Origin of the sequence: Arthrobacter sp. 35W, from assembly GCF_000482545.1 — a bacterium.
Taxonomy (GTDB): Bacteria; Actinomycetota; Actinomycetes; order Actinomycetales; family Micrococcaceae; genus Specibacter.
Window position 1 is genome coordinate 1,309,425 of the sequence record NZ_KI519454.1, and the last position, 23,184, is coordinate 1,332,608.

18 protein-coding genes are annotated in these 23,184 nt (G+C 67.0%); 5 read left to right on the top strand and 13 right to left on the bottom strand.

The window, feature by feature from the left end:
* Positions 1-442: 442 nt before the first annotated feature.
* Positions 443-1,315: an NAD-dependent epimerase/dehydratase family protein gene (locus K254_RS0105570; protein WP_026554528.1), complete on the top strand. Its 873-nt coding sequence runs from the start codon at positions 443-445 to the stop codon at positions 1,313-1,315.
* Positions 1,316-1,323: 8 nt separating this feature from the next.
* Positions 1,324-2,358, top strand: coding sequence for an aldo/keto reductase (locus K254_RS0105575; protein WP_026554529.1), 1,035 nt, complete (start codon positions 1,324-1,326; stop codon positions 2,356-2,358).
* A 60-nt stretch (positions 2,359-2,418) separates the two neighbouring features.
* Here K254_RS0105575 and K254_RS0105580 read toward each other — a convergent pair whose 3' ends face one another.
* Complete coding sequence (locus K254_RS0105580; protein ID WP_196810883.1) at positions 2,419-3,981, bottom strand: CehA/McbA family metallohydrolase; 1,563 nt, start codon at positions 3,979-3,981, stop codon at positions 2,419-2,421.
* Between the two features lie 135 nt (positions 3,982-4,116).
* Here K254_RS0105580 and K254_RS0105585 point away from each other — a divergent pair, with 135 nt between their 5' ends.
* The gene (locus K254_RS0105585) at positions 4,117-4,581 is read left to right on the top strand and encodes a GatB/YqeY domain-containing protein (RefSeq protein ID WP_026554531.1); all 465 of its coding nucleotides are present in this window, start codon (positions 4,117-4,119) and stop codon (positions 4,579-4,581) included.
* Positions 4,582-4,593: 12 nt separating this feature from the next.
* Here K254_RS0105585 and K254_RS25630 read toward each other — a convergent pair whose 3' ends face one another.
* From K254_RS25630 to K254_RS0105640, 11 genes are all read right to left on the bottom strand, one after another.
* Positions 4,594-4,746 (bottom strand): hypothetical protein, encoded by a 153-nt coding sequence (locus K254_RS25630; protein ID WP_155848460.1) that lies wholly within the window; start codon positions 4,744-4,746, stop codon positions 4,594-4,596.
* 111 nt (positions 4,747-4,857) lie between these two features.
* Complete coding sequence (locus tag K254_RS0105595) at positions 4,858-5,613, bottom strand: SDR family NAD(P)-dependent oxidoreductase (RefSeq protein WP_026554532.1); 756 nt, start codon at positions 5,611-5,613, stop codon at positions 4,858-4,860.
* A 27-nt stretch (positions 5,614-5,640) separates the two neighbouring features.
* Entirely contained in the window at positions 5,641-7,377 is a 1,737-nt protein-coding gene (locus tag K254_RS21965; RefSeq protein WP_051388887.1) for a hypothetical protein, read from the bottom strand.
* Positions 7,374-9,155, bottom strand: a complete 1,782-nt coding sequence (locus K254_RS21970; RefSeq protein WP_231391754.1) for a DUF5605 domain-containing protein — start codon at positions 9,153-9,155, stop codon at positions 7,374-7,376. The genes K254_RS21965 and K254_RS21970 overlap by 4 nt, the downstream gene beginning before the upstream one ends.
* Positions 9,156-9,190: 35 nt before the next feature.
* On the bottom strand, positions 9,191-10,702 hold the full coding sequence (locus tag K254_RS0105610) for a glycoside hydrolase family 43 protein (RefSeq protein ID WP_026554533.1): 1,512 nt from the start codon (positions 10,700-10,702) through the stop codon (positions 9,191-9,193).
* Complete coding sequence (locus tag K254_RS0105615) at positions 10,699-13,230, bottom strand: beta-glucosidase family protein (protein WP_081709923.1); 2,532 nt, start codon at positions 13,228-13,230, stop codon at positions 10,699-10,701. The genes K254_RS0105610 and K254_RS0105615 overlap by 4 nt, the downstream gene beginning before the upstream one ends.
* Positions 13,227-14,663 (bottom strand): GH1 family beta-glucosidase, encoded by a 1,437-nt coding sequence (locus tag K254_RS0105620; RefSeq protein ID WP_026554535.1) that lies wholly within the window; start codon positions 14,661-14,663, stop codon positions 13,227-13,229. Before K254_RS0105620 ends, K254_RS0105615 begins: the two co-directional genes overlap by 4 nt.
* 48 nt (positions 14,664-14,711) lie before the next feature.
* Positions 14,712-15,572: an ATP-binding cassette domain-containing protein gene (locus tag K254_RS0105625; RefSeq protein WP_026554536.1), complete on the bottom strand. Its 861-nt coding sequence runs from the start codon at positions 15,570-15,572 to the stop codon at positions 14,712-14,714.
* Positions 15,569-17,404, bottom strand: a complete 1,836-nt coding sequence (locus tag K254_RS21975) for a dipeptide/oligopeptide/nickel ABC transporter permease/ATP-binding protein (protein WP_051388889.1) — start codon at positions 17,402-17,404, stop codon at positions 15,569-15,571. Before K254_RS21975 ends, K254_RS0105625 begins: the two co-directional genes overlap by 4 nt.
* Positions 17,401-18,342 carry an ABC transporter permease gene (locus K254_RS0105635; protein WP_026554537.1) on the bottom strand — a complete coding sequence of 314 codons (942 nt, stop codon included), beginning with the start codon at positions 18,340-18,342 and terminating at the stop codon, positions 17,401-17,403. The genes K254_RS21975 and K254_RS0105635 overlap by 4 nt, the downstream gene beginning before the upstream one ends.
* Positions 18,343-18,416: 74 nt before the next feature.
* A complete protein-coding gene (locus tag K254_RS0105640) occupies positions 18,417-19,919 on the bottom strand; it encodes an ABC transporter substrate-binding protein (protein ID WP_231391755.1) in 1,503 nt (500 codons plus the stop codon).
* Between the two features lie 199 nt (positions 19,920-20,118).
* Here K254_RS0105640 and K254_RS21980 point away from each other — a divergent pair, with 199 nt between their 5' ends.
* A complete protein-coding gene (locus K254_RS21980; protein WP_051388890.1) occupies positions 20,119-20,763 on the top strand; it encodes a TetR/AcrR family transcriptional regulator in 645 nt (214 codons plus the stop codon).
* A 7-nt stretch (positions 20,764-20,770) separates the two neighbouring features.
* Here the strand turns inward: K254_RS21980 and K254_RS0105650 are convergent, their stop codons facing one another.
* Positions 20,771-21,514, bottom strand: a complete 744-nt coding sequence (locus tag K254_RS0105650; RefSeq protein ID WP_026554539.1) for a FadR/GntR family transcriptional regulator — start codon at positions 21,512-21,514, stop codon at positions 20,771-20,773.
* Positions 21,515-21,752: 238 nt separating this feature from the next.
* Here K254_RS0105650 and K254_RS0105655 point away from each other — a divergent pair, with 238 nt between their 5' ends.
* Positions 21,753-23,114: an MFS transporter gene (locus tag K254_RS0105655; protein ID WP_026554540.1), complete on the top strand. Its 1,362-nt coding sequence runs from the start codon at positions 21,753-21,755 to the stop codon at positions 23,112-23,114.
* Positions 23,115-23,184 lie beyond the last annotated feature (70 nt).

Below are 23,184 nucleotides of genomic sequence, written 5' to 3' on the forward strand. Positions count from 1 at the left end.
TAGTCCTCGGGCGATTCCTTGTCAAAACGGACAACCATGCGGCGAGGTCCCGCAGGTAGAATGTGGGATAAAAAATCCTCAATAGGCTGTCGAAATGACGAGCCGAGGAACCTAGCAATCCATTAGTAGTTGGGTGGATTGTCCTTAACCATGGGCTTCGTTAACGAGAGGATTAAATGCAACGACTTAGGAATCATTTGCCCTTGAACTTCGGGTGACCAGTTGACCCCGTTTGAGGCATTTCCACACCCTATTTTGGGAGTAGTGGCTGTGGACCAGATTGACGGTGCCACACTCCATTTGGAGACAAATGCCATTGGTGCCAAGCGGTGTTGCGATGCAGCGACCCGGCCAGCTCCCGGTGGAGCTTTTCCGTTGCGGAACGGATCCGGTCGGTAGGATCGGCTTGTCGGTACTTGACCCGATATTCGAGGGAGCATAGATGAGAATTGCAGTGACGGGTGGAAGTGGGAAGCTGGGGCGCCACGTGGTGCGTCGGCTCACCGAGGACGGGCACCAGGTGCTCAATCTTGACCGGGCGGGGGAGCGGAGTCCGGGATTGGCCCTCGTGGATCTGCGCAACTACGGACAGGTTCTGGACGTGTTTTTGGGTCTGGATGACAGGCACAGCGGCTTCGACGCTGTGGTCCACCTGGGGGCCATTCCCGCACCGGGCCTGCTGCCGGATGCTGCCACCTTCGAGAACAACATGCTCTCCACCTACAACGTGTTCCAAGCTGCCCGAAGGGCGGGGATCAAGAAGGTGGTGTACGCGTCCAGCGAGACGGTGCTCGGGCTGCCGTTCGACGTCGACCCGCCCTACATCCCCGTTGATGAGGAGTATCCGGCCCGGCCGGAAAGCACCTATTCGCTCGTCAAGCATTTGGAGGAGCAGATGGCCGTGGAGATGACGCGTTGGGATCCGGAGTTGAGCATCGTGGGGCTTCGGTTTTCCAATGTCATGGATGTGGCGGACTACGCCGACTTTCCGTCCTTTGACGCCGATGCGAGACTGCGCAAGTGGAACCTGTGGGCGTACATTGACGGCCGGGATGGTGCGCAGGCCGTGGTCCGTGCACTGGAAAACGGCCGGCCGGGGTTTGAAGCCTTCATCATTGCGAACGCGGACACGGTCATGGACCGGCCCAGTGCCGAACTGGCCGCCGAGGTGTTCCCCCATGTGAAGGTGTCGAAGGAGCTCGGCGAGCACGAGACCATGCTGTCGATCGACAAGGCGAAGCGGATGCTCGGGTTCGCCCCCGAGCACAGCTGGCGGAACCACATTCCCAACGGCAAGACCCCCACCGAGGGCTGAGGAGCATCATGCAATACCGCACATTGGGCAACAGTGGTGCCGTGGTTTCCAGCTTTGCGCTTGGCACCATGACCTTTGGCGCGGAGGCCACCGAGGAAACGTCCCATGCCATCCTTGACCGCTACGCCGCCGCCGGCGGCAACTTCATCGACACGGCCGACGTGTACAGCGCCGGAGCGTCGGAGGAGATCATCGGCCGGTGGCTTGCCGCCCGCCCGGACGTCCGGGAGACGATGGTGGTCGCCACCAAGGGCCGCTTTCCGATGGGGGCCGGCCCAAACGACGTCGGAACCTCCCGCCGCCACCTCACGCGTGCGTTGGATGATTCACTGCGCCGCCTGGGTGTGGACCAGATCGACCTGTACCAGATGCACGCGTGGGATCCCATCACACCCCTTGAAGAGACCCTGCGGTTCCTCAACGATGCCGTCAGCCGGGGCAAGATTGCCTACTACGGGTTTTCAAATTTCCTGGGCTGGCAGCTGACCAAGGCCGTCCATCTGGCCAAGGCACATGGCTGGAGCGTCCCGGCAACGCTGCAGCCCCAGTACAACCTGTTGGTCCGCGAGATCGAGTCCGAGATTGTCCCGGCGTCCCTCGACGCCGGGATCGGTCTGCTGCCGTGGTCGCCGCTGGGTGGCGGCTGGCTGTCAGGCAAGTACACGCGGGACGCACCACCCGCCGGTGCCACGCGGCTGGGCGAGAACCCCCAGCGCGGGATGGAAGCCTGGCAGCAACGAAACGACGATCCCCGGACCTGGGATGTAGTTGCTGCCGTAGAGGGCATCGCAGCCAACCATGGCGTGGAAGCATCCCAGGTGGCGCTGGCCTGGCTGGCCGCCCGCCCCGCCGTCACGTCCGTGATTCTTGGCGTCCGCACTGTCGAACAATTGGCGGACAACCTCGCCGCGGCGGATCTGGAACTGCTCGATGACGAGGTCCAGCGGCTCACGGACGTCAGCGCGCCCCGGGTGGGCGTATACCCTTACGGCCCGAAGGCCCAGGAGCAGCGCAGCCGAAGGATCGAGGGCGGACGGGGCTGACGCAAACATCCACGGCACCTTGCAACCCACATGGGTGCACGGTGCCGTGGACGGCGGGGGCTATTTTTTCCCGAGGAAGATCGGGTTGGTGAGTGCCGCCATGGGACCGAGCAGGAGGGTGGTCCCCATGGCAGTGCCGTTGCTGGGCGTCCCATCGGCCATCGGGTGGCGGACTTCGACGCGCACATAGGCGGACAGCTGCGGCGTCGTCACCCAGGTGACGGTGCCCTGGCCTGAGGCCGGGAGGCTGCTCTGGCGGATCTGGCCCTCATCGGTGATGAAACGGACGACGGCGTTGGGGACGCCGGAAATCTCTGCCGTCACCGTGACGGGGGCGTCTTCGGCGGCGTCGAGGCGCTCGCCGACTCCAGCGCTGCGGCCACCGGAAGTGGCATTGAAGGCCAGGGCTACGTCCGCAGACTCCGCGATCCAGCTCCGACCGTTCTTGATGCCCTCAAGCACGGCGTCCCGGGAAAGTGCCGAAGCGTTGACGACGTTGTGAGGGAAGCCGATGACCTGCGGGGCACTGTGTGCGTCGCTGTTGCCCATCGCAGGAAGCCAGCGGCCGCCGCCGCGGACGGACTGGGACAACATGGAATCCCACGTATTGATGGCGTACTCGTCGTCGGCGGTCCACGGCCCGGTCCAGACCTCAACGGCGTCGGCGTTGTCGTAGCCGAACTTCCAACGGCAGGCGACGTAGGGGCAGTACGGGTGTGCCGGAACTACGATTCCACCCGAGGAGTGGATCCGCTGCGCCTCCTGCTCGAATCCCTTCTCGCGCGCCCGGTAGCGCCAGTCGATCCAGTCTCCCGGCTCCAGTCCGAGGGCGAGGTAGTGGCCGTTGCGGGTCGTGACTTCCTCGCCCGTGAGAATGAGCAGGTCCTCGCCCGCCAGCGGCCCCCACGCGCCGTGCGACGCGGGGGTGTTGTGGTCGGTGCTGATCATGAAGTCCAGGCGCGCGGCACGGGCGCCGGCAGCGACCTCCGCGGGCGTGCGCTTCCCGTCGGAATACACCGTGTGGAGGTGGGCGTCGCCGCGGTACCAGCCGGCGCCGCGGCCGGCAACCTGCTGCGCCGCGTACTGCGGGCGGTAGGGGGCGCCGTCGGCTCCGTGGTCCAAGGTGACATTGACGGTGTAGTCCATGCCCTGCTCGGCCACTTGGTACGGGCCGAGGACGATGTTCCACGTGCCCTTGCCGACCGGGCCGGGCAGGTACCCGGGGGTTGCTTCTGCGGCGCTGATGAAGAACTCGGTGCGGAAGCCGCCGGACCAGCCACGGAAACCCTTGCCCGCTAGCTTGGTGCCCTTGTCATCAAAGATGCCGATGTCGCAGGCGTTGTTCATCAGCCCTGATGCGACCGAGGGCTTGCTGTAGCTGTAGGAAACGCTGATCTTGTTGACACCGGCGGGAACTTCGACGGGAAGATAGACGAAGTCTGCGGCACCGGGCTCCAGATGCCCGGTGATTGTTTTGGTGTTGCTGGCTCCGGTGTCGGCGGCGGCGAACTGCATCGGGGCCAGCGTCAGTGCGGCTCCGGTCAGTGCGGCGGCCAGGAAACCGCGCCGCGAGGGGGAAAGGATAACGTTGTCGCCCGCATGGGCTTTGCATGGTGAACTCACCGACCCTATGTTTGTCCTGGGTGCTTAACAAATGGCAACATTGCTGGAAACGCAGGCTTAAGGTCGGCTCCGTGTAGTAGTGAACGGGCTCTGCAGCCTCCCAGCACCAACCAACCACCAAGACAGGTCGATCACATGAGCACGCTGAAGGAACGGCTGAAGGGCGACGTCGTCGTCCATTTGAAGGCGCACAACGAACTGGAGCTGACGACTGTCCGCAATGTTTTGGGCGAGATTGAGACCCGCGAGAAGGGTGGGAAGACGCCCGTTGATCTGAACGATGCCGAGGTGACTGCGCTGCTGCAGAAGGAGGCGGCCAAACGCCGCGACACGGCAGCGATCTATGCCGAGGCCGGCCATGGCGACCGTGCGGCCCGGGAGATCGCCGAGGCAGAGGTGATTGAGGCCTACCTGCCGGAGCCACTCAGCGAGGCGGGCGTGGCGGCGATCATCGACACTGCGTTTGCGGCCCTGGAAGCAGAAGGCATTGAGCCGTCGATGCGCCAGATGGGGACCATCATGAAGGAGGTCACCGCCGAGGTGGCCGGCCGGTTCAATGGCAAAGCCGTCAGCGACATGGTCCGCCAGCGCCTGGGCTAGGAACTCCTCCGGCTAGTCCACGTCGACGGGCTCATCGTCGACGGCTGCGCCAAGGGCGGCTTCGGCCTCGGATTCGCTGTCGTCGGCCTGCAGCCTCAAGGCCTCCTTGAGTTCATCCTCGGTGGCGCGGTCCCTGGGGTTGGTGTGCGGATGGGGTTTGGTCATGCTCATCGCCTCCTCGCAACGTGATTCGACGCTAACCCCGCCTGCAGATTTAGTCCACCCCCGGGCAGAGGGAAATGTGGCATGCCTGCCGGCGGGGTGCCCGCCCCGGCCTCACAAGGCGGTCAGGCCGCCGTCGACGGTGAACAGGCCGCCCGTCGCATACGCCGAGTCGTCGCTGGCGAGGAACACCATGATGCCCTCGACGTCGGCGGCCGTCCCGGCGCGGCCCAGCATGGTTGAGTCCACCAGGCCGGCCCGGCTGACAGGGTCTGCGGCGATGGTCCGCACCAACGGGGTCTCCGTGTAGCCCGGAACAACAGTGTTGACCCGGATGCCTTCCCCGGCATAGTCGGCGGCCACCACACGGGCCAGGCCATGGACGCCGGCCTTGGAACTGGAATAGGCGGTGAAGGTTTGTCCGCAGGCAACGACGGCGGTGGGGCTGCCGGTGCAGATGATGGAGCCGCCCAGGCCCGCCATGGCCCGGACGGCGTGCTTGAGGGTCAGGAAGGCCCCGCGCTGGTTGATGGCGACCGTCTTTTCCCAGACCTCCAGGTCCAGGTCGCCCACCCGGGCGTCCTGCCCGAAGAGCTGGACGCCGGCGTTGGCCACGACGATGTCCAGGGGCCCCTCGGCGGCGATGGTGGCGTAGGCCGCCGCGACGCTGGCCTCGTCGGAGATGTCCATGGCGAGTGCTGTGGACGTGCCGCCAGCGGCATCCGAGGCTGCAGCTGCAGCGGCGCCATGGTTGATGTCAGCGAAGTAGACACGGGCACCTTCGGCGGCAAAACGCTGTGCCACGGCCAGGCCGATGCCTGAGCCGGCGCCAGTGACGAGGGCGGATTTTCCTGCAAGTTTGGAAGACATCGGTGGTTCTCTTTCGTGGTGGGTGGGTCAGCCGAGGCGGACGGCCGTGGCCGAGAAGGCGGGAAGGGACAGGATGTGGCGCCGGCCGTTGTCGAGGTCGACGGCGGACGTGACCGGAGCAGCGGTGAGGTTGGCCGCGAACAGCACGACGGCGCCGTCGCCGGCGCGGACGGGGTAGAGGACAAGGCCCGGCACGCCGCCGTCGACGGCCAACACCACGGCGCCGCGCAGGGAGGCGAGGTGGGTGAACAGGCGCCCCGCGGGGGTTTCGGTGCCTGCCTCGTCCAGCAGGCCGCGGGCGCCGGCGGCCTCGAAGCAGCTCATGGTCTCCACGCCCGGCAGGGTCAGTGCCGCGATGCTGCCCAGCAGCCAGGCCGCCGTGAAGTCCTCGCCCTGGAGGGGATCGGTGGCTGCCGCACTGTCACTGGTTCCATCGGTGGCGACGGCATTGAACCGGGCCCGCAGCGTCACGGGGCCGATGTGCAGCGGCCTTCCAGATCCGAGCCGGAGGGCGTTGAGCGCCGTCTGGCGCTGGATGGGCAGCGTCTCGATGATGTGGGCCACCTCTGTGGAATGCATCTGCGGGGTGATGCTGTAGACCAGCGCCGGCGCATCCGCGGGCAGCCGGTCGGAGGCCCTGTTGAGTTCCGTGAAGTGCGATCGGGCGCCCGCCAGCAGCGTCCCGGTGAAGCCGCGGCGCCCCGCCTGCTCGTTCAGTTCCTGCCACAGTGCCGGTTCCGTGACGTGGGTGGCCGAATCGAACACGCCCAGCCGGGTGGTCCGCGCCAGCGGCACCAGATCCAGCAGGCCCGGCAGATCGTCGGGACCGCCGACGGCGAGGCGCACGTCCAGCGGCACGCCCAGAGCTGCCGCCTGCTCCTGCGCCTGGTGGAGGGCGTCCGCGGCCCCCACCAGGTTGCTTCCGCCAAGTTCCACGAGGAGCGCGTCCATGCCGGGAATCCGCTGCAGGGGGGCGGCCGAGGTGGACGCCGACGTCGACAGCCCCGGAACGATCCCGGCGCCGTGGCTGCGTACGACCGGGACGCCGGGGTTGAGCGCCCCGGCGGCGGGGGCCGACCCGGCCGCGGCAGGCACCGCGGCGAGGCGGATGGACTGGTGCACCCTGTCCCCGGCGGCGACGGCCACCGGGAACGGGCGGGACAAGGGGGTGCTGTAGGTCTTGAAGGAGGCATCGGTCCAGTTCCGCTGGTCCTCCGTCTCGAACGTGTCGCCGTTGAACTCGAGGGAAAAGGCTGTGCCATCGCGCTTCCAGGCCATCGAGGAGACATCCAGAAATGGCTGGTGCGGGCTGATGTCGGAAGGGAAGCACTGGTCCGCGGCGGAGCCATCCGGCGAGCCGACCGTGATGGCCCGTCCGGTGTCGTCGGGCCGGTGCAGCACCACCAGCCCGATCCTGTTGCTGGCGAACGCGGCCGGGGCCTCGCCGTCGAACGCGACGCTCAGCCCGGCGGCATCGACCGATACGGTGAGAACGGCCCGGTAGGCGGCACCCGTTCCCGCGTAGTCGATGTCCAACGCCAGAACGGCGGCGCCGTGCTCCTCCCGGGTGGCCACGGCCGCCACCGAGGGCGCCAGCGTGCTCCAATTGTGGTCCCGGACCACTGCCCGGATGGCCCGCAGCACAGGACGGCCCCGGTATTCGATGTCCGCCAACTCATCCCCGCGGAGCTGGAACCGCCAGGGACCGGAGGCGATGGTTTCAGTGGCGGGGAAGAGCCGGGAGTGGTTCTCCTCAGTGGTCACTGGCCGTCCCGGACGGCGCGCAGGCGGACGGCGATGAACTGCCGTCCGGGCAGCTCAAGCCGGAACCGTCCCTCATACGTCCCCGGCAGTGTCTCGATGGTCATGTTCCAGGTATCGATGATGTCCACCTCGTACGTCGTTCCGGCGGGCACCACGAAGTGGCGGTAGGTGGGCTGGTTGAAGCCGAAGTAGCTGATCTCGTACTCGCCGGCCAGTCCGGCGGTGGGAACATCCCAGGGGCTGGGCAGCGGGTCAAGGAATCCGCCCGGCGTCTGCTCCAGGATGTCGCGGAGGAAGCCGATCCGGTCCGGGCTGGTGCCGTGCAGTTCCCCACCCTTGGCCCACCACAGGATGTCGTCCGGGTGCATATAAGTTTCGCCGTGGCCCACGTAGCCGCCGCGGATGGCGCCCTCCCAGAAGCGGCGGACCATCTCCTCGCCGGTGATGTTGCCCCAGCCCTGGTCGATGTTGCCCTCGTAGGCGCACTCGTCAATCACCACGGGCTTGCGCCAGCGGTCGCGCCACTCGCCGGTGAACTCGGCAGTCTTGTGGACATCCTGGCGCTGGATGCTGCTGTGTGTGATCCACGGCCGGCTGTAGTCGTAGAAGTCCTGGCAGTTGTGGATGGAGAGCAGGTGGCCGCTGGGGTCGTTCTCCTGGACGATGCCTCCGAAGCGCTCCCAGTCCTCGGTGGTCTTGCGGAACAGGAGGTCGTACTCGTTGGCCAGGGACCACCAGATGTTGCGGTGCGCGGCGAGGCGCGCCACGACGTATTTCAGGTAGCGGTCGTCCTGGGCCGGTCCCATGGTGGAGAAGCCCCAGCGGTCGTAGGCGTGGAACAGGATCAGGTCCGCCTCGATGCCGAGTGCGTCCAGCTGGTCGATGCGCAGTTCAAGGTGCCGGTAGAAGGCCGGGTTGGGGCTGTCGTAGTCGAAGCCCGCCTCGAGGGAACCCTCAAAGGGGTACAGGGCCGGCTCGTTTTCATTGAACAGGTAGGACTTGGGGAAGACGCACATGCGCATCTTGTTGAAGGGGCCGGCGGCGAGCGTGTCCAGCGTCGCCTGTTCCAGCGCGTCGCCCTGGTGGGTCCAGACGTAGGAGGTGGTGCCGATGGGCAGGTAGGGGGTGCCGTCCGCATAGGTGAAGTGGAAGGTGCTGGCCACCTGGACCACGCCCTTGGCGCCGGCGGCGGCTTCGGCAGCGGTGAAGGAACCGGTGATGGAATCCAGCGAGCGGGCGTTGCTGGTGGTGGTGAACGTCCAGTCCCCGGCGGCCGGAACCAGAAGCCGGACCCGGTAGCTGCCGTTGCCGTCGTAGAAGCCCGGAACGCTCAGACGGATCCCCGTGGGCGAGGTGAACTCGGCCTTCAGCTCGACGTCGGTGAACGGATTGCCGTGCGAGGGGCCGGCCAGGAACAGTTCGAAACGCTCCAGCGCAGCGACGGACGCCGGATGTGAGGCCGCCGCGCTGCCGCATTCCACCGTGGCCGGCTCGTAGCCGGCATCCGGGGCCGCGACGCCGAGGGCGGCCGCCGCGGCGCGCTGGGCATGCGGGTCCTCGGGCTCCAGCTCGCCGAGCAGACGCAGGATGTCCGCCGTCTCCTCCGGCTTGCCGGCGAGGGCGGCCTCCGTGCCCAGGATGGTGCCCACACCATGGAAATACAGGGTGTGCAGCTGCGGGTTGCTGGTCAGGGTGGGGACGCGTTCGCTGAGCAGGCGGTTGCCCTCGGCATGGCGCATCACAAAGTACAGGGGGCTTTCAGCGGTGAAAGTAGTCATCAAGGCCTTCTTGGTTGGCGTTGGGGTGGTGGCTGTTAGTTGGGTTCGCGGCCGGTGCTGCGGAACCACTCGAAGGCGACGCTGCCCCGGGTGGCGAAGACGCCGGCGACCCGTCCGGTGAAGGAGGCGGCGGTTTCGGCCGAGAGGTAGCGTCCGTCCAGTTCGGCAAGTGTCAGGGCCTCGCCGTCAATGACGGCCTGCAGCGCGATGGTGTCCGAACTCAAGTGGCCGAAGCCGGTGCCGTGGCCGGGCTGGCGGGTTTCGATGCGCAGTTCCACGGGGGAGTCCGGCACGGGGTGCGTCCAGGTCTGTTCGATCGAGGCGATCCGCGCCCGGGCCGTGACGGTGGTCCCGCTGAGCTCGATGGAATAGTGGTGCGCCTCGTCGTAGCGGACGGCCAGGCCACCGGCACTGCCCGGGTGCGCGGTGGATCCGGCGTCCACCAGGGCTGAGATGGTCTCCACCTGGTACTGCTGGCGGCGGCCGAGGAAGGCCGGGCGGGGATCGTCCAGCCCCGAACCGTCGCCGGCAAGGGTGAGAACGCCGGGGTTCTTCGCCGTCGACGCGAACGTGCCGGGGAAGCGCCGCACGGCGATCCAGCCGCCGTCGAGCTCGTCGGTGGCGAAGCCGTCCTCGAAACTGCCGCCCCCGGGCCGCGGGTTCAGGATGACGGGCTCGACGACGGGCCAGCCGTCCTCCCACGTGACAGGGGTGATGAAGGTTTCACGGCCCAGGGCGGAGAAGGCCCGGGTCATGCCCCTGGGCCGCATGCCCAGCAGCACCATGGCCCAGCCGCCGTCGGGCGTCTGCACGAGGTCCCCATGCCCGGTGTTCTGGATGGGCCGCTCGGTGCTGCGGGCGCTGAGGATGGGATTGGCCGGGTTGCCCTCGAAAGGTCCGGCGGGGGAGGTGCCGCGGGCGATGCTGACGCTGTGGCCGCGCTCGGTGCCGCCCTCGGCGATCATCAGGTACCAGTACCCGCCGTGCTGGTAGAGGTGCGGGGCCTCGGGGAACATCAGCCCGGTGCCGGACCAGATGCTGCGCGGTTCCTCCAGGGCCTTGCCCGTGGCCAGATCGACGCGGACCTGGAGGATGCCGCCGTGTTCCGCGGCGTTCCCGGTGACGGTGTCCAGCCCTGAGTACGTCAGGTACGTGGTGCCGTCCCCATCCCAGGCCAGATCCTGGTCGATGCCCACGGCGCCCTCGATGGCCAGTCCGTCGCTCCACGGACCCGCCGGATTGGTGGCGGTGAACACCAGGGTTCCCCGGCCCATGGCGTCGGTGACGGCAACGTAGAACAGCCCATCGTGGAAGCGGATGGTGGGTGCCCAGGCGCCGCCGAGCGTGGGCACGTCCCGGGAATCGAGCTGGCCTTCACGGTCCACCACGTGGCCGATCCTGCTCCAGGAGTGCAGGTCGGTGCTGTGGTAGACGGGGATGCCGGGCAGGTATTCGAAAGTCGAGGTGGCCAGGTAGTAGTCCGCTCCCACCTTGACGATGCTGGGGTCCGGGTTGAAGCCGGGGATCAGGGGGTTGGGCAGGCTCATAGGGTTCCTTCCTGGGTGGAGATGCTGATGGTGGTCTTCAGCGGCAGTTCCGTGACGGAGGTGCCGATGCGAAGGGTGTAGCCGCCGGGTTCGTAGACCCACCCGTTGTCCCAGTAGGCCAGCAGCCGGGTGGGGATGTCCAGCACGGCCGTGGTGGTTTCGCCGGCCGCCGCCCAGACGGGCGTGGAGGCAACGAGCCAGCGGACGGGGCGGTCGACGGCGGAGTCGGCGCGTTCGGCGTAGACCTGGACCACCGTCTTGCCGGAACGGGCGCCGGTGTTGGCCAGGGCCACCACCACGGCGGAGGTGCCGCCGGGTTCCGCCACCGCCGGGGCGTCCACGGAATCAAGCGTCCACTGCGTGTAGCCGAGTCCGAAGCCGAATTCATAGGCCGGTGTTGCCCCGGCCTTCAGCCAGGCGCGGTAGCCGATGTGGATCCCCTCGTCATAGACCAGCGTGCCGTCGGCGGCGGGGGTGACGTTGATGACCGGGACGTCCTCCTGGGTGGCCGGCCAGGTGGTGGGCAGCCGCCCGCCGGGCTCGACGGCGCCGGTAAGGATGTCGGTGAGGGCGCGGCCAAATTCCTGCCCGCCGAAGTAGCCAATCAGGGTCGCGGCCACCTCGCCGCGCCAGGGCATCAGGACCGGGGCGCCGGAGTTCACGACGACGATGGTGCGCGGGTTGGCCGCGGCAACGGCGTGGACCAGCCGGTCCTGCAGTCCGGGCAGGTCCAGGGAGGTCCTGTCGTAGCCTTCGGATTCCACCCGGGAATTGGTCCCCACGACCACGACGGCAACATCGGCGCCGCGGGCCGCCGCAACGGCCTCGGCGATGAGTGCCTCGGGGCTGCTGTTGTCCGCCTCGATGCCGATGGTGATGCTCAGGGCGTTGGCAAGGGCGCCGGTGCGGTCGCTGGTGTCGAGTTCGACGACGACGTCCAGCGGGACGCCGGCCACGGCCGCCACCTCCACGGAGGCCGAGGGTGGTGCCAGGAACGCCGCGCCCAGATCGGTGCCGGTGGCCACGATGGTGGCTTCGCGCCGCAGGACGCCGTCGACGAAGATCCGCCCGGTGCCCACGGTGGAGAAGCCCAGACGGATGGTCCCGGTTTCCTCAGGGGTGTAGATGGTGCGGAATTGGACCAGGGCCGAGGACAGGATGGGTGCGTCCCCGCCAAACCAGACCAGTGCTGTGGAGCGGCGGTCTTCGGCGAAGAGCTCCTCGCCCCCCGCGCCAAGGAACCGAACGCGCAGTCCGGGGCCGCCGGAGACGGGGTTGGCCAGCTGCTCCAGGGGGAGTTCGGCAATGCCTTCCTGGACCACGGCCCCCACGCTGTAGGAGACCTTGTCAACGCCAAAGGCGGAGCGGATGCCATCAAGGGGGGTGACGATCCGTTCGGGGACGACCGTTGCGGATCCGCCGCCCTGGGTGCGGGCGTACCGGGCGTTGTGCCCGATGACGGCAATGCGGGGGGCCGCTGCCGGATCCAGCGGCAGCACGCCGTCGTTCTTGACCATCACGGTCCCGGCGGCCGAGGCCTCGCGGGCGAAGGCGATGGGGTCCTCGCGGTCCAGCGGCTCGGCCTGGACGGCGTCGAAGCCCTCCAATGCACCGACCCGCGCGGCGAGCTGCAGGATGCGCAGCACCTTGCGGTCGATGCTGGCCTCGGCCACCTCGCCGGCGGTGACGGCTGCGACCAGCGCCTCGCCCCACGGCCCTGCCGGGCCCGGCATGACCAGATCCTGGGAGTGGTTGGCGCTGTTGATGCTGCGCACGGCCGTCCAGTCGCTGATGACGACGCCGTCGAAACCCCACTCGGAGTTCAAGGGCGTTTCCAGCAGTTCGTTTTCGGTGGCGGTGGCTCCGTTGATCGAGTTGTAGGCGCTCATGACCAGCCACGCCTTGGACTCGACAATGGCCTTTTCAAAGGCGAGCAGGTACAGCTCGCGCAGCGGCCGCTCGCCGACCCGGACATCCACTGTGAAACGGTCGGTCTCGGAATCGTTGGCCACGTAGTGCTTCGGGGTGGCGCCCACGCCGTTGCGCTGCACGCCGGAGACGTAGGCGGCGGCGAGTTCGGCCGTCAGGACGGGATCCTCGCTGAAGGCCTCGAAGTGCCGCCCGCCCAGCGGGGAGCGGTGCAGGTTGATGGTGGGGCCCAGGACGACGTCGACGCCCTTGCGCCGCGCCTCGACGGCGGACGCGGCACCGAGGCGGTCCGCCATGGCAGGATCCCAGCTCGAGCTGATGGCAGCCGCGGAGGGGAAGTTCATGGAGGGGTGGCGTTCGTCCCAGACCTCCCCGCGGACCCCGGTGGGGCCGTCCGAGACCAGCATGCGGCGAAGGCCGATCTTCGCCATGGGCCACGTGGTCCAGAAGTCGCGGCCGGTCAGCAGCTGCACCTTCTCCTGGAGGGTGAGCTCGGCCAGCAGCGAGGCCAAGCGCGCTTCGGTGGAGAGGTGCTCGGCGGTGGTGGTGTTCAAGGCGGTGGTCCCGTCGGTGGTGGAAGGAGAAGTTGCGATGCTCATGCGGTGGCCCCCGCGGTGGAGCGGGCCGGGCGGACGCCGTCCTGCTGGGCGGCGATCATGCCGCCGTACCAGTGGGCGCTCTGTTTGGGGATGCGCCGCTGGGTGCCGTAGTCGACAAACACCAGGCCAAAGCGCTTGTCGTACCCCTCGGCCCACTCGAAGTTGTCCATGAAGGACCAGGCGAAGTAGCCGCGGACGTCAACGCCGTCGGCGATGGCCTCGCCCACGGCGGAGATGTAGCCGCGCAGGTAGTGGATGCGCTCCGTGTCGCGGACCTCGCCGTTCGGATCGACGTAGTCGTGCAGGGTGATGCCGTTTTCCGTCACGTACAGGGGGAGGCTGGTGTACTCGGACGCCACGCGCTTCAGCACTGTCTTCAGTGCCTCGGGCGTATCGGACCAGCCGAACGAGGACGGCGTAGGGCGGACATGCTGCCAATTGGGGGTGCCGGTGTCGTCCCCGGCGGCGACCAGCATATTGGTGTAGTGGTTGATGCCGGCAAAATCACCGGGCGCGGAGATCAATGCCAGATCCCCGGGTTGGACGAGGTCGCCTCCGCCGGCACCCTCGCCCGTGGCGGTCAGCCCGTACTGGCCGTAGGCGGCAACGGTGGAGTCCGCGTAGCGGCCCCGGTAGACGGGGTCCAGGAAGATCCTGTTGCTGACGGCGTCCCAATGCTCGGTGGCCAGCCGGTCTGCCTCGGACTGTGTGGCAGGGTTCAGATTGCCAATGATGTTGGTGATGCCCACCTTGGCCTCCGGCCGGCGCTCCCGGAACGCGGCCAGGGCCAGCCCGTGGGCGAGCAGCAGGTGGTGCGCTGCGCGGACGGCCAGCCTGTCGTCCTTGCTGCCCGGTGCCTGCATGCCCCAGGAGTGGCCCAGGAAGGCCGCGCACATCGGCTCGTTGATGGTGATCCAGTGCTCCGCCAGATGGCCCAGGGCATCGGCGACGAGCCCGGCATAGTCGCCAAAACGGGAGGCCGTGTGCCGTGCCGGCCAGCCGCCGTCGTCCTGCAGCGGCTGCGGCAGGTCCCAGTGGTACAGCGTGACGTAGGGGGTGATGCCCCGGGCGGCGCAGCCGGCCAGCAGGTTCCGGTAGAAGGCGACGCCCTCGGGATTGAGCGGGCCGGTGCCGGTGGGCTGCAGGCGCGACCAGGACAGGGACAACCGGTAGGAGGGGATGCCGAGCTCTGCCATGAGGTCGAGGTCCCCCTCCCAGCGGTGGTAGTGGTCGCAGGCAATGTCCCCGGTGTCGCCGTGGATGGTGGTTCCGCTCTGGTGGGAGAAGCTGTCCCAGATGCTGGGCCCGCGGCCGCCCTCGGCGACGGCGCCTTCGATCTGGTACGCCGCAGTGGCGACGCCCCAGGCAAAGCCGGCGGGGAAGGTGGCACGGGCGGAGAGTTCTGGATGTGCTGTGGTGGAGGCCTGCGTCATGCGCTCGCCTTTCGTGTGGTGGGAAGCTGGGGGCCGGGCGGGGGAGTGCTAGGCCACGCCGGCCTGGAGGTCCTGCTGGTGCTGCAGGTCAAGGAGCCGGAGCCTGTCGGCCCGGTGCCTGGCCTGCCGGTCCGGATCCGGGATCGGCGCAGCCATGAAGAGCCGCTGCGTGTAAGGGTGCTCGGGGGAGCCGGTGACCTGGTCGCCGTCGCCCCATTCCACGATCTCGCCGTGGTACATCACCGCCACACGGTGGCTGAGGTGCCGGACGACGGCGAGGTCGTGCGAGACGAAGAGGTAGGCGACGCCCGTCCGCTCCTGGATCTCGATGAACAGGTCCATGACCCGGGCCTGGGTGGAAAGGTCCAACGCCGAGACGGGCTCGTCGCAGACGATCAGCTTCGGGTCCAGGGCCAGGGCGCGCGCGATGGCGACACGCTGGCGCTGTCCGCCGGAGAACTCCCGGGGCAGGCGCTGGGCCGCGTCCTGCGGCAGCCGCACCTGGTCCAGCAGCTCGGCAACGCGCCTGTTGGCCGCCTGGCGCTCCACCTTGCGGACGGTCAGCGGCTCAACCAGGATCTGCTCGATGGTCATGGAGGGGTTCAGCGAGGTGTAGGGATCCTGGAAAACCACCTGGATTTCATGGCTGAGCTCCCGGCGTTGGGCCCGGGTGGCCTGGGAGATCTCCTGGCCGCGGTACTTGATGCTGCCGCCGGTGACGGGGGCCAGCCCCAGCACGGCCCGGCCCAGGGTGGTCTTGCCGGACCCTGATTCACCCACCAGGCCCACAGTTTCGCCCGGACGGATGTCCAGCGATACACCCTTCAGTGCCTTGAACGGCTCCTTGCGGAACCCTTTCAGCGGATATTCGACGACGACGTCCCTGACGTCCAGCAGTGTGTCGTTCACAGCGTCACTCCTGAGAGGGTGTTGGGGGTTCCGGTGTTCAGCGGACTGTTCTTGAGAGCTCCACGCGGGGCAGTGTCCTCCAGGATCGCGTCGAGCAGTTGGCGGGTGTAGGGGTGGCCGGCATTGTTGAAGATGGCCCGGACGGGACCGGTCTCCACCACGCGGCCCGTCTGCATCACAGTCACGCTGTCGCACAGATCCGCCACGACACCGAAGTTGTGCGTCACCAGGATCACGCCCATCTGCAGCTCGTCCTGGAGTTCACGCAGCAGGTTCAGAACCTCGGCCTGCACCGTGACATCCAGGGCCGTGGTGGGCTCGTCAGCAATGAGCAGATCCGGCTGGCAGGACACGGCGCCGGCAATCAACACACGCTGGGCCATGCCGCCGGAGATTTCATGCGGATAGGCGTTGAAGGTGCGTTCCGGGTTGGGGATGCCCACCTTCGCCAGCAGGGCCAGCGCACGCTCGCGGGCCTCGGCCTTGGAGATGCCCAGGCACACCCGCATCGGTTCCATGAGCTGGCTGCCGATGGTGAACGCGGCGTCCAGGTTGGACATCGGTTCCTGGGGGATGTAGGCGATCCGCTTGCCGCGGACCTTCGTCATCTCCTTCTCGCTCAGCTGGGCCAGGTCCTCGTCGTCGAAGATGATCGAGCCGCCGGTGACACGCCCGCCCTGCGGCAGGAGGCGCAGGATGGAGAAGGCAGTCTGGGTCTTGCCGGAGCCCGATTCACCGACCAGGCCATGGACCTCGCCGCGGCGGACCCGCAGGTTCACGTGGTTGACCACATGCGAGGTGGAGCCGTCCGCCTGGTCGTAGCCGACGCCCAGTCCGATGACCTCCAGCAGGATGCCGCCGGCTGAACCTGTGGTCTCCTCGGGGTGGATGACGGCGGCGTCGCCGCGCTTGGCGGTTGCCTCCGCCTCGTCGGCGGCCGCCGAGGAGGCACGCTTGCGGCGTTTGGCCGGCCCGCGGCTGCGCTCGAGTTCATCACGCATGGCGTTGGCCAGCAGGGTCAGGGCAACGCAGACGGCGCCGATCACTAGTGCGGGCCAGAGGACCAGGGTGGGGGACTTGTACAGGTTGATGAAGCCTTCGTTGAGCATGCTGCCCCAGGTGGGGATGTTCATGTCGCCCAGGCCCAGGAATTCCAGGCCGGCCTGGATCGCGATGGCAATGCCCAGGACCATGGCGGACTGGATGATGACGGGCGCCCGCACCACGGTGAGGATGTGCCGGCCGATGATCCGGACGTCGCTGAGACCCGAGACCCGTGCAGCGTCAACGTAGAGCTCGTTGTGGACGGCCGTGACGGAGGCGTACACCAGCCGGAAAAAGGCGGGCGAGAGCAGGATGCCGAAGATCATCATGGACAGCCACATCGACGGGCCCAGGACGGCGCGGGCCGCCAGCAGCACCACCATGCCCGGCAGTGCCATCAGCAGGCCGGTGAGCCAGGAGGACACGGAATCAAACCAGCCGCCGTAGTAGCCGGCGACCAGCCCGCCCGTGACACCCAGCAGCACTGCCACGGCGAGGGCCACCAGGGCGCCGGCAAGGCTGAACTGGCCGGCAAACAGCAGCCGGCTGAAGACGTCGCGTCCGGCACTGTCCGCCCCGAGCAGGTGCTCGGATCCGGCCTTGGCCAGCACCGACTGCAGATCGGCCGTGTTGGGATCGTGGGAGGCAAGCAGCGGTGCCAGCACCGAGGCGAGGGCCACGAGGAACAGGACCAGCAGGGAGGCCGCACCGGTGGGGTGCGCGAGGAGCCTGCGGAACAGGGGGACCTTGGCCGCCGGGGTGGGCAGCGCTGTGGGGGTATCGATCATGACAAGCGAACTTTCGGATTGAGCCAGCCCTGGGCCAGGTCGATGATGAGGTTGACGGTGACGACGAGGGCGGCGGTGGCCACGACGACGCCCATCACCACCGGGATGTCGCCCTGGCCGGTGGCGGCTACGGTGATCTGCCCCAGGCCAGGCAGGGCGAAGATCTGTTCAACGATGACGGCGCCGCCGAGCAGGCCTATGAACTGCACGGCTAGGACAGCCAGTGCGGGGCCGCCGGCATTGCGCAGCACGTGCTTGTAGACAACGCGGTTGAAGGACAGCCCCCTGGCGCGGAGCGTGCGGACGTAGTCCTGGCGGAGCGCATCGATCAGGGATCCGCGGACCTGCTGGACAACGGCGGCAATGGCGCCGATGGAGAGGGCGATGATCGGCAGCGTGACTGTCGACGCCCAGCCGGCGAACGACGTCGTGATGGGGATGTAGCCGGTGGCCTTGAACCACTTCAGGTTCAGCGCAAACAGCGACACGAGCCCGAGCGCAATGAGGAATCCCGGGATGGCGAAGCCCAGGACGCCGACAAACTGGACCACGCGGTCCACCCAGCCGCGGCGGACGGCGGCCCAGACGGCGATGACAACGGAGACCACTGCCGAGATGATGGTGGCCCCGAGGACCAGGGAGATGGTCACCGACATCCGGGTGCTGACGCCGGTGCTGACCAGCTGGCCATTGAACCAGGACCGGCCAAGGTCCCCGGTGACGGCATGGGTGAGCCAGCTCCAGTACTGCAGGACCAGCGGCCGGTCCAGGCCCAGCTCGTGGGCCTTCAGCGCCACCTGGGCTTCGCTGGCCGTGGGGCCCACGATGCGGCGGGCGATGTCGCCGCCGCCTGCATAGAGCAGCAGGTAGGCAACGGTGGTAATAACGAACAAAAGGAGGACGCCGGAGAGCAGGCGCCGCAGCACGAATCGGTACATCGACAATTCCTTAGGGAGTTCCTGAAGCTGCGGGGCGGGGCCGCTGGTGTGCGGCCCCGCCCCGCAGCTGTCCGCTAGGAGGCGGGGGAGAAGGACCAGATGAACGGGTAGGCGTTGCCCGTCTGGACCTCGACGTTGGTCTTGGCGTCGGTGACGTAGCTGGACTGCGGGCGGTACCAGGGAGCGAACCAGGCCTGCTCCACGATGTACTTGTTCAGCTCCTTGGCTGCGCTCTTCTGCTCATCAGCCGAACCGAGGTGGACGGTGTTGATGAGCTCATCAACCTTCGGGTCCTCGTACTTGTACGGGTTCCACGGGGCGGTCGGTGCCAGCATCATGTTGATCAGCTGCCAGTCGGACTGCTGCTCCAGGATCATGTAGGTCACGCCGTACTTGGGGGCCAGCAGATCGGCGATGAAGTTGTTGCCCGTATCGGTGAACTCGACGGTAATGCCGACGTCCTTGAGCTGCTGGGTGATCAGTGCCGGCAGCGAGGTGCCGAAGAGCGTGGACGAGGGCAGCTTCAGCGTCAGGCCGCTGGCGTAGCCAGCCTCGGCCAGCAGCGACTTGGCCTTGGCGGGGTCATAGGCGTACCGGGAGTCCAAGGACTTGTCGAAGGCGTCCGACGACGGCGGGAAGACCTGCGCTGTCAGCTCACCGTAGCCCTGGCCCAGGGACTGGAGCAGCGACTTGGTGTCGAAGGCGTAGTTGATGGCCTGGCGGACGCGGACGTCCTTCAGGGCCGGGTTGGTGGTGCCGGCCCGGTCGAAGAGCAGCAGCCCGGCGTAGTTCAGCTGAAGCGGGTTGACCTTGTAGCCAGCTGCTTCGATCTCGGTGAGCGTGTTGTTGTCGGCGGTGTTGGCACCGTTGAGGGTGCCGGACTTGATGGCGTTCAGCAGCGAGGTCTGGTCGCTGTAGACGTTCAGCACCAGGTTGTCGTAGTGGACCAGGTCCTTGTCCCAGTAGTCCGGGTTGCGCTTGTAGACATAGGAGGTTCCCGTCACCGTTGCGGCGGTGTCCAGCAGGTACGGGCCGGAGCCGACGGGCTTGGTGGCAATGTCCGCAGCGGTGAACGATGCGGGGCTCTGCATGAAGGACGCGTCCTTGGACAGGTAGTTCAAGAAGGCCGGGTCCGGGGCCGAGAGGGTGAGCTCCAGCGTCGCTGCGTCCACGGCCTTCGCCGAGGCCAGGGCGGCCATGAACTGGGCGTCCGGCGAGGTGCCGGCCTTGAACCGCTCGAGGTTCGCCGCGGCGGCGGCGGCGTCAAAGGCGGTGCCGTCGGTGAACTTCACGTCGCTGCGCAGCTTGAGCGTCAGGACTGTCTTGTCCGAGTTGTAGGTCCACTCCGTGGCCAGCATTGGCACCAGTGATCCATCCGGCTTCATCCGGATCAGGGTGTCGTACACGGCTTGGTAGTACGGGGACAGGTTGGCGAACTCGGACTGGTTCGCGGCAAACGTCTTGGGCGCCTGGAGGGTGCCGAGGGTGAGGGTTTGGGAGGTTTGTGCTTGGGAGGCGTCGCCGCCGGCTGAGCAGCCGGCGAGGCCCAAAGCAACGGCGGCAAGAACTGCGGCCATTCGCCTAGGTCGGAACATCTTCGGTCCCCTTCAGGGTTAGTGGCGTCCACCGTGGACGGCCATTGGAAATGACCGTAACAGCAAAAACCAACCAGGTACTAGGTTTTCAACGAAGAGATTGAATCGTTATGAATTGTGACGTCCCGCACAGAGGTTGACCAATTCTGTCAAGAATGGCCAGTCCGCTAGGGTGTTATCCATGACACAGACGACGGGCGACACTACTGTGCCTCCTTCACGCCGGAGCGGGCCCAGGGGCGCCTATGCGAAGACCGAAGCGCGCCGCGCGGAAATTCTGAAGGCCGCCTTCGAAGTTTTTGCCGTGTCCGGCTACCGGTCCGGGTCCCTGAAGGACGTTGCCGAGAAGGTGGGGCTGAGCCAGGCCGGGCTGCTGCACCATTTTGCGTCCAAAGAGGCGCTGCTGGAATCAGTCCTCACGCTGCGGGATGAGGAATCCGTCGCCCTGACCAATTCGTTGTCGGCCAGGGGTGCAGAGCTGCTGGGCGGCATGGTGGATCTAGCCCGCTACAACACCACGGTTCCCGGTCTGGTGGCGCTCTATTGCGTGTTGTCGGCCGAGGCCACCGCTGAGGAGCACCCGGCGCACCAGTATTTTAAGAACCGCTACAACTGGACGCGGGCCACGCTGACGCGGGCCTTCTCAGACATGGACGATTTGGGCCAGCTCAGGGCTGGACTGCCGCCGGGGGCGGCCGCGCGCCAACTCATTGCGCTGATGGACGGACTTCAGGTCCAGTGGCTGCTCGACAATGATTCCGTGGACATGCCGGCGGAGATCGCGGCGTTCCTGAGGGTCGTCACCACGGAGGATTTCCGCGGCTGACGGCCGCCTACTGGGCCGCTTCGAAGCCCGTCAACAGGCGGCCGGATGCGGTTTCCATGTGGGACTGCATGGTTGCCGTGACAGCTGATGGGTCGCGGGCTTCGAGCGCGGCAAAGATCGCGCGGTGTTCCTTCAGGGCCGCCTCGGCATGGCCTTCGTCCGTCAGGGCCCTGTCGACCCAAATCCGCAGCAGCGACCTGATGCTTTGCAGCAGCTCCTGGAGGACCTGGTTTCCCGAGCCCTCGGCGATTTCGCGGTGGAAGGCGGCGTCGGCGTCAACGAAGGCGGCAAGATCGCCAAGGCTGTCCGCCATGGCCTGCAGATGCTCCCGCATCCTCTCCAATGCCGCGTCATCAATCCGCTCGGCGGCAAGCTGCGCCGCCTGGACCTCCAGTCCGCTGCGCAGTTCAACAAGCTCCCTGGTCCGGGGGGCGCCGAGCATCATTCCCCAGCTGAGGGTGCGGGGGAGCAGCTCCGAGATGCCTCCGCGCAGGTAGGTGCCGGATCCCGGTCGGACGATCACGATGCCCATGATTTCCAGTGCGGCCAGCGCCTCGCGCACGGCCGAACGGCCGACGCCCAGGGATGCGGCCAGTTGGCGCTCGGCGGGCAGTCTCGTACCGATGGCGATGTCACCGCTGGTGAAGTAGGCCAACAGCCGCTCCGCCACTTCGGAAACCACTGAGCCGTGCCCCACGGAGCCGAGGGCGGAGCTGATTTTTGCTGCCGAATCGGCGGAGTATGTTGACACACTCACAGCGTAGCAATTGGTGGACCAATTCCCTGAAGGTCGTCGGAGCGGCGGATGACGGCCTTCAAATATGACGGTTTGAAAATCAAACACGTCAACCGGTTGACCAATTTGGATTCCGGATCTATGGTTTAGATCACAACACTTAGCCACCGGGGATCCCGCCGGATGGCCTTGGGAATCAGTCCCCGCATCCACCGCTGCATGTGGCCGGGACACCAACCTTCTAGGAGTCAATGTGGACACCGCTCAATCGGTGGTCGAGAAATCCGCGATCAGAAAAGTCGCGGTGCGGCTGGTGCCGTTCGTGGCCCTCATGTTCTTTATCAACTACCTGGACCGCACGGCCATCTCCTTCGCCGGCCCCAATGGCATGAACGCGGACCTTGGCCTGTCGGCGGCGCAGTTCGGCTTCGCCTCCGGCGTCTTCTTCATCGGCTACATCCTGCTGGAGGTGCCCAGCAACCTGGCCCTGCACAAATTCGGCGCCCGCCGCTGGCTCGCCCGCATCATGGTCAGCTGGGGGATCGTGTCCCTGCTCTTCACCTGGGTGGGCAGCGTCGAACACCTCTATGTACTGCGGTTCATCCTGGGTGTGGCCGAGGCCGGATTCTTCCCCGGCGCCATCCTCTTCCTCAGCCTCTGGGTTCCGTCCCGGCACCGCAGCAAGATCCTGGCGCTGTTCTACCTGGCCCAGCCCCTGACCACAGTCATCGGCGCACCGCTGGCCGGTGCCTTGATCCAGCAGCACGGCGTCTTCTTCGGCCTTGAGGGCTGGCGTTTCATGTTCCTCGGCGTGGCCATCCCCGCCATCGTCATCGGCGTGGTGGCCTGGTTCTACCTGGCCGATTCCCCGGCAAAGGCCAAGTGGCTCAGCGCCGAGGAGAAGGTCTGGCTGACCGGCGCACTGGCGGCGGAAAAGAAGGAAACGGCCGCCGCCAACAAGCACGCCAGCGTCCTGACGGTCTTTGGCAACGGCAAGGTCTGGATGCTCTCGGCCATCTATTTCGGTTTCATCTATGGCCTGTATGCGCTGGCGTTCTTCCTGCCCACCATCATCGCCGGCTTCGAGGGCCTCTACGGCACCAAGTTTGATGTCTTCCAAAAGGGCCTGATCACAGCCATTCCCTACATCCCCGCCGCCGTCGCCCTGTACTTTTGGTCCAAGGACGCCACCAAGCGCGGCGTCAAGACCTGGCACATCGCACTGCCGGCGCTGGTTGGCGCCCTGAGCATCCCGCTGGCATTGTTCGCCGGATCGCCCGCCGCCACGATTGTCGTCATCACCATCACGGCCATGTCCATCTTTGCCGCACTGCCGAACTTCTGGACCGTACCCACGCGGTTCCTCACCGGCGCCGCTGCCGCGGCGGGGATCGCCCTGATCAACACCGTTGGCAACCTCGCCGGATTCAGTGCCGGCTACATCACCGGTTGGCTGAAGGACTGGACGGGCGGCTACACGGTGCCAATGTTCGTCGTCGGCGGCTTCATGCTCATCTCCGCCATCCTCATGGTGGTCCTCAGCCGCAGCGGAATGGCCTCCCCGGCCGAGCCCGCCAAGGACTTAGCCAACGCCGGCCGCCGCAGCAAGGCATGAACGGCCGCGCGGCACCCGCCGGCTCCACCCTCCCAAAGATGAATTCCGCTACGACTAGTCCAGGAAACTC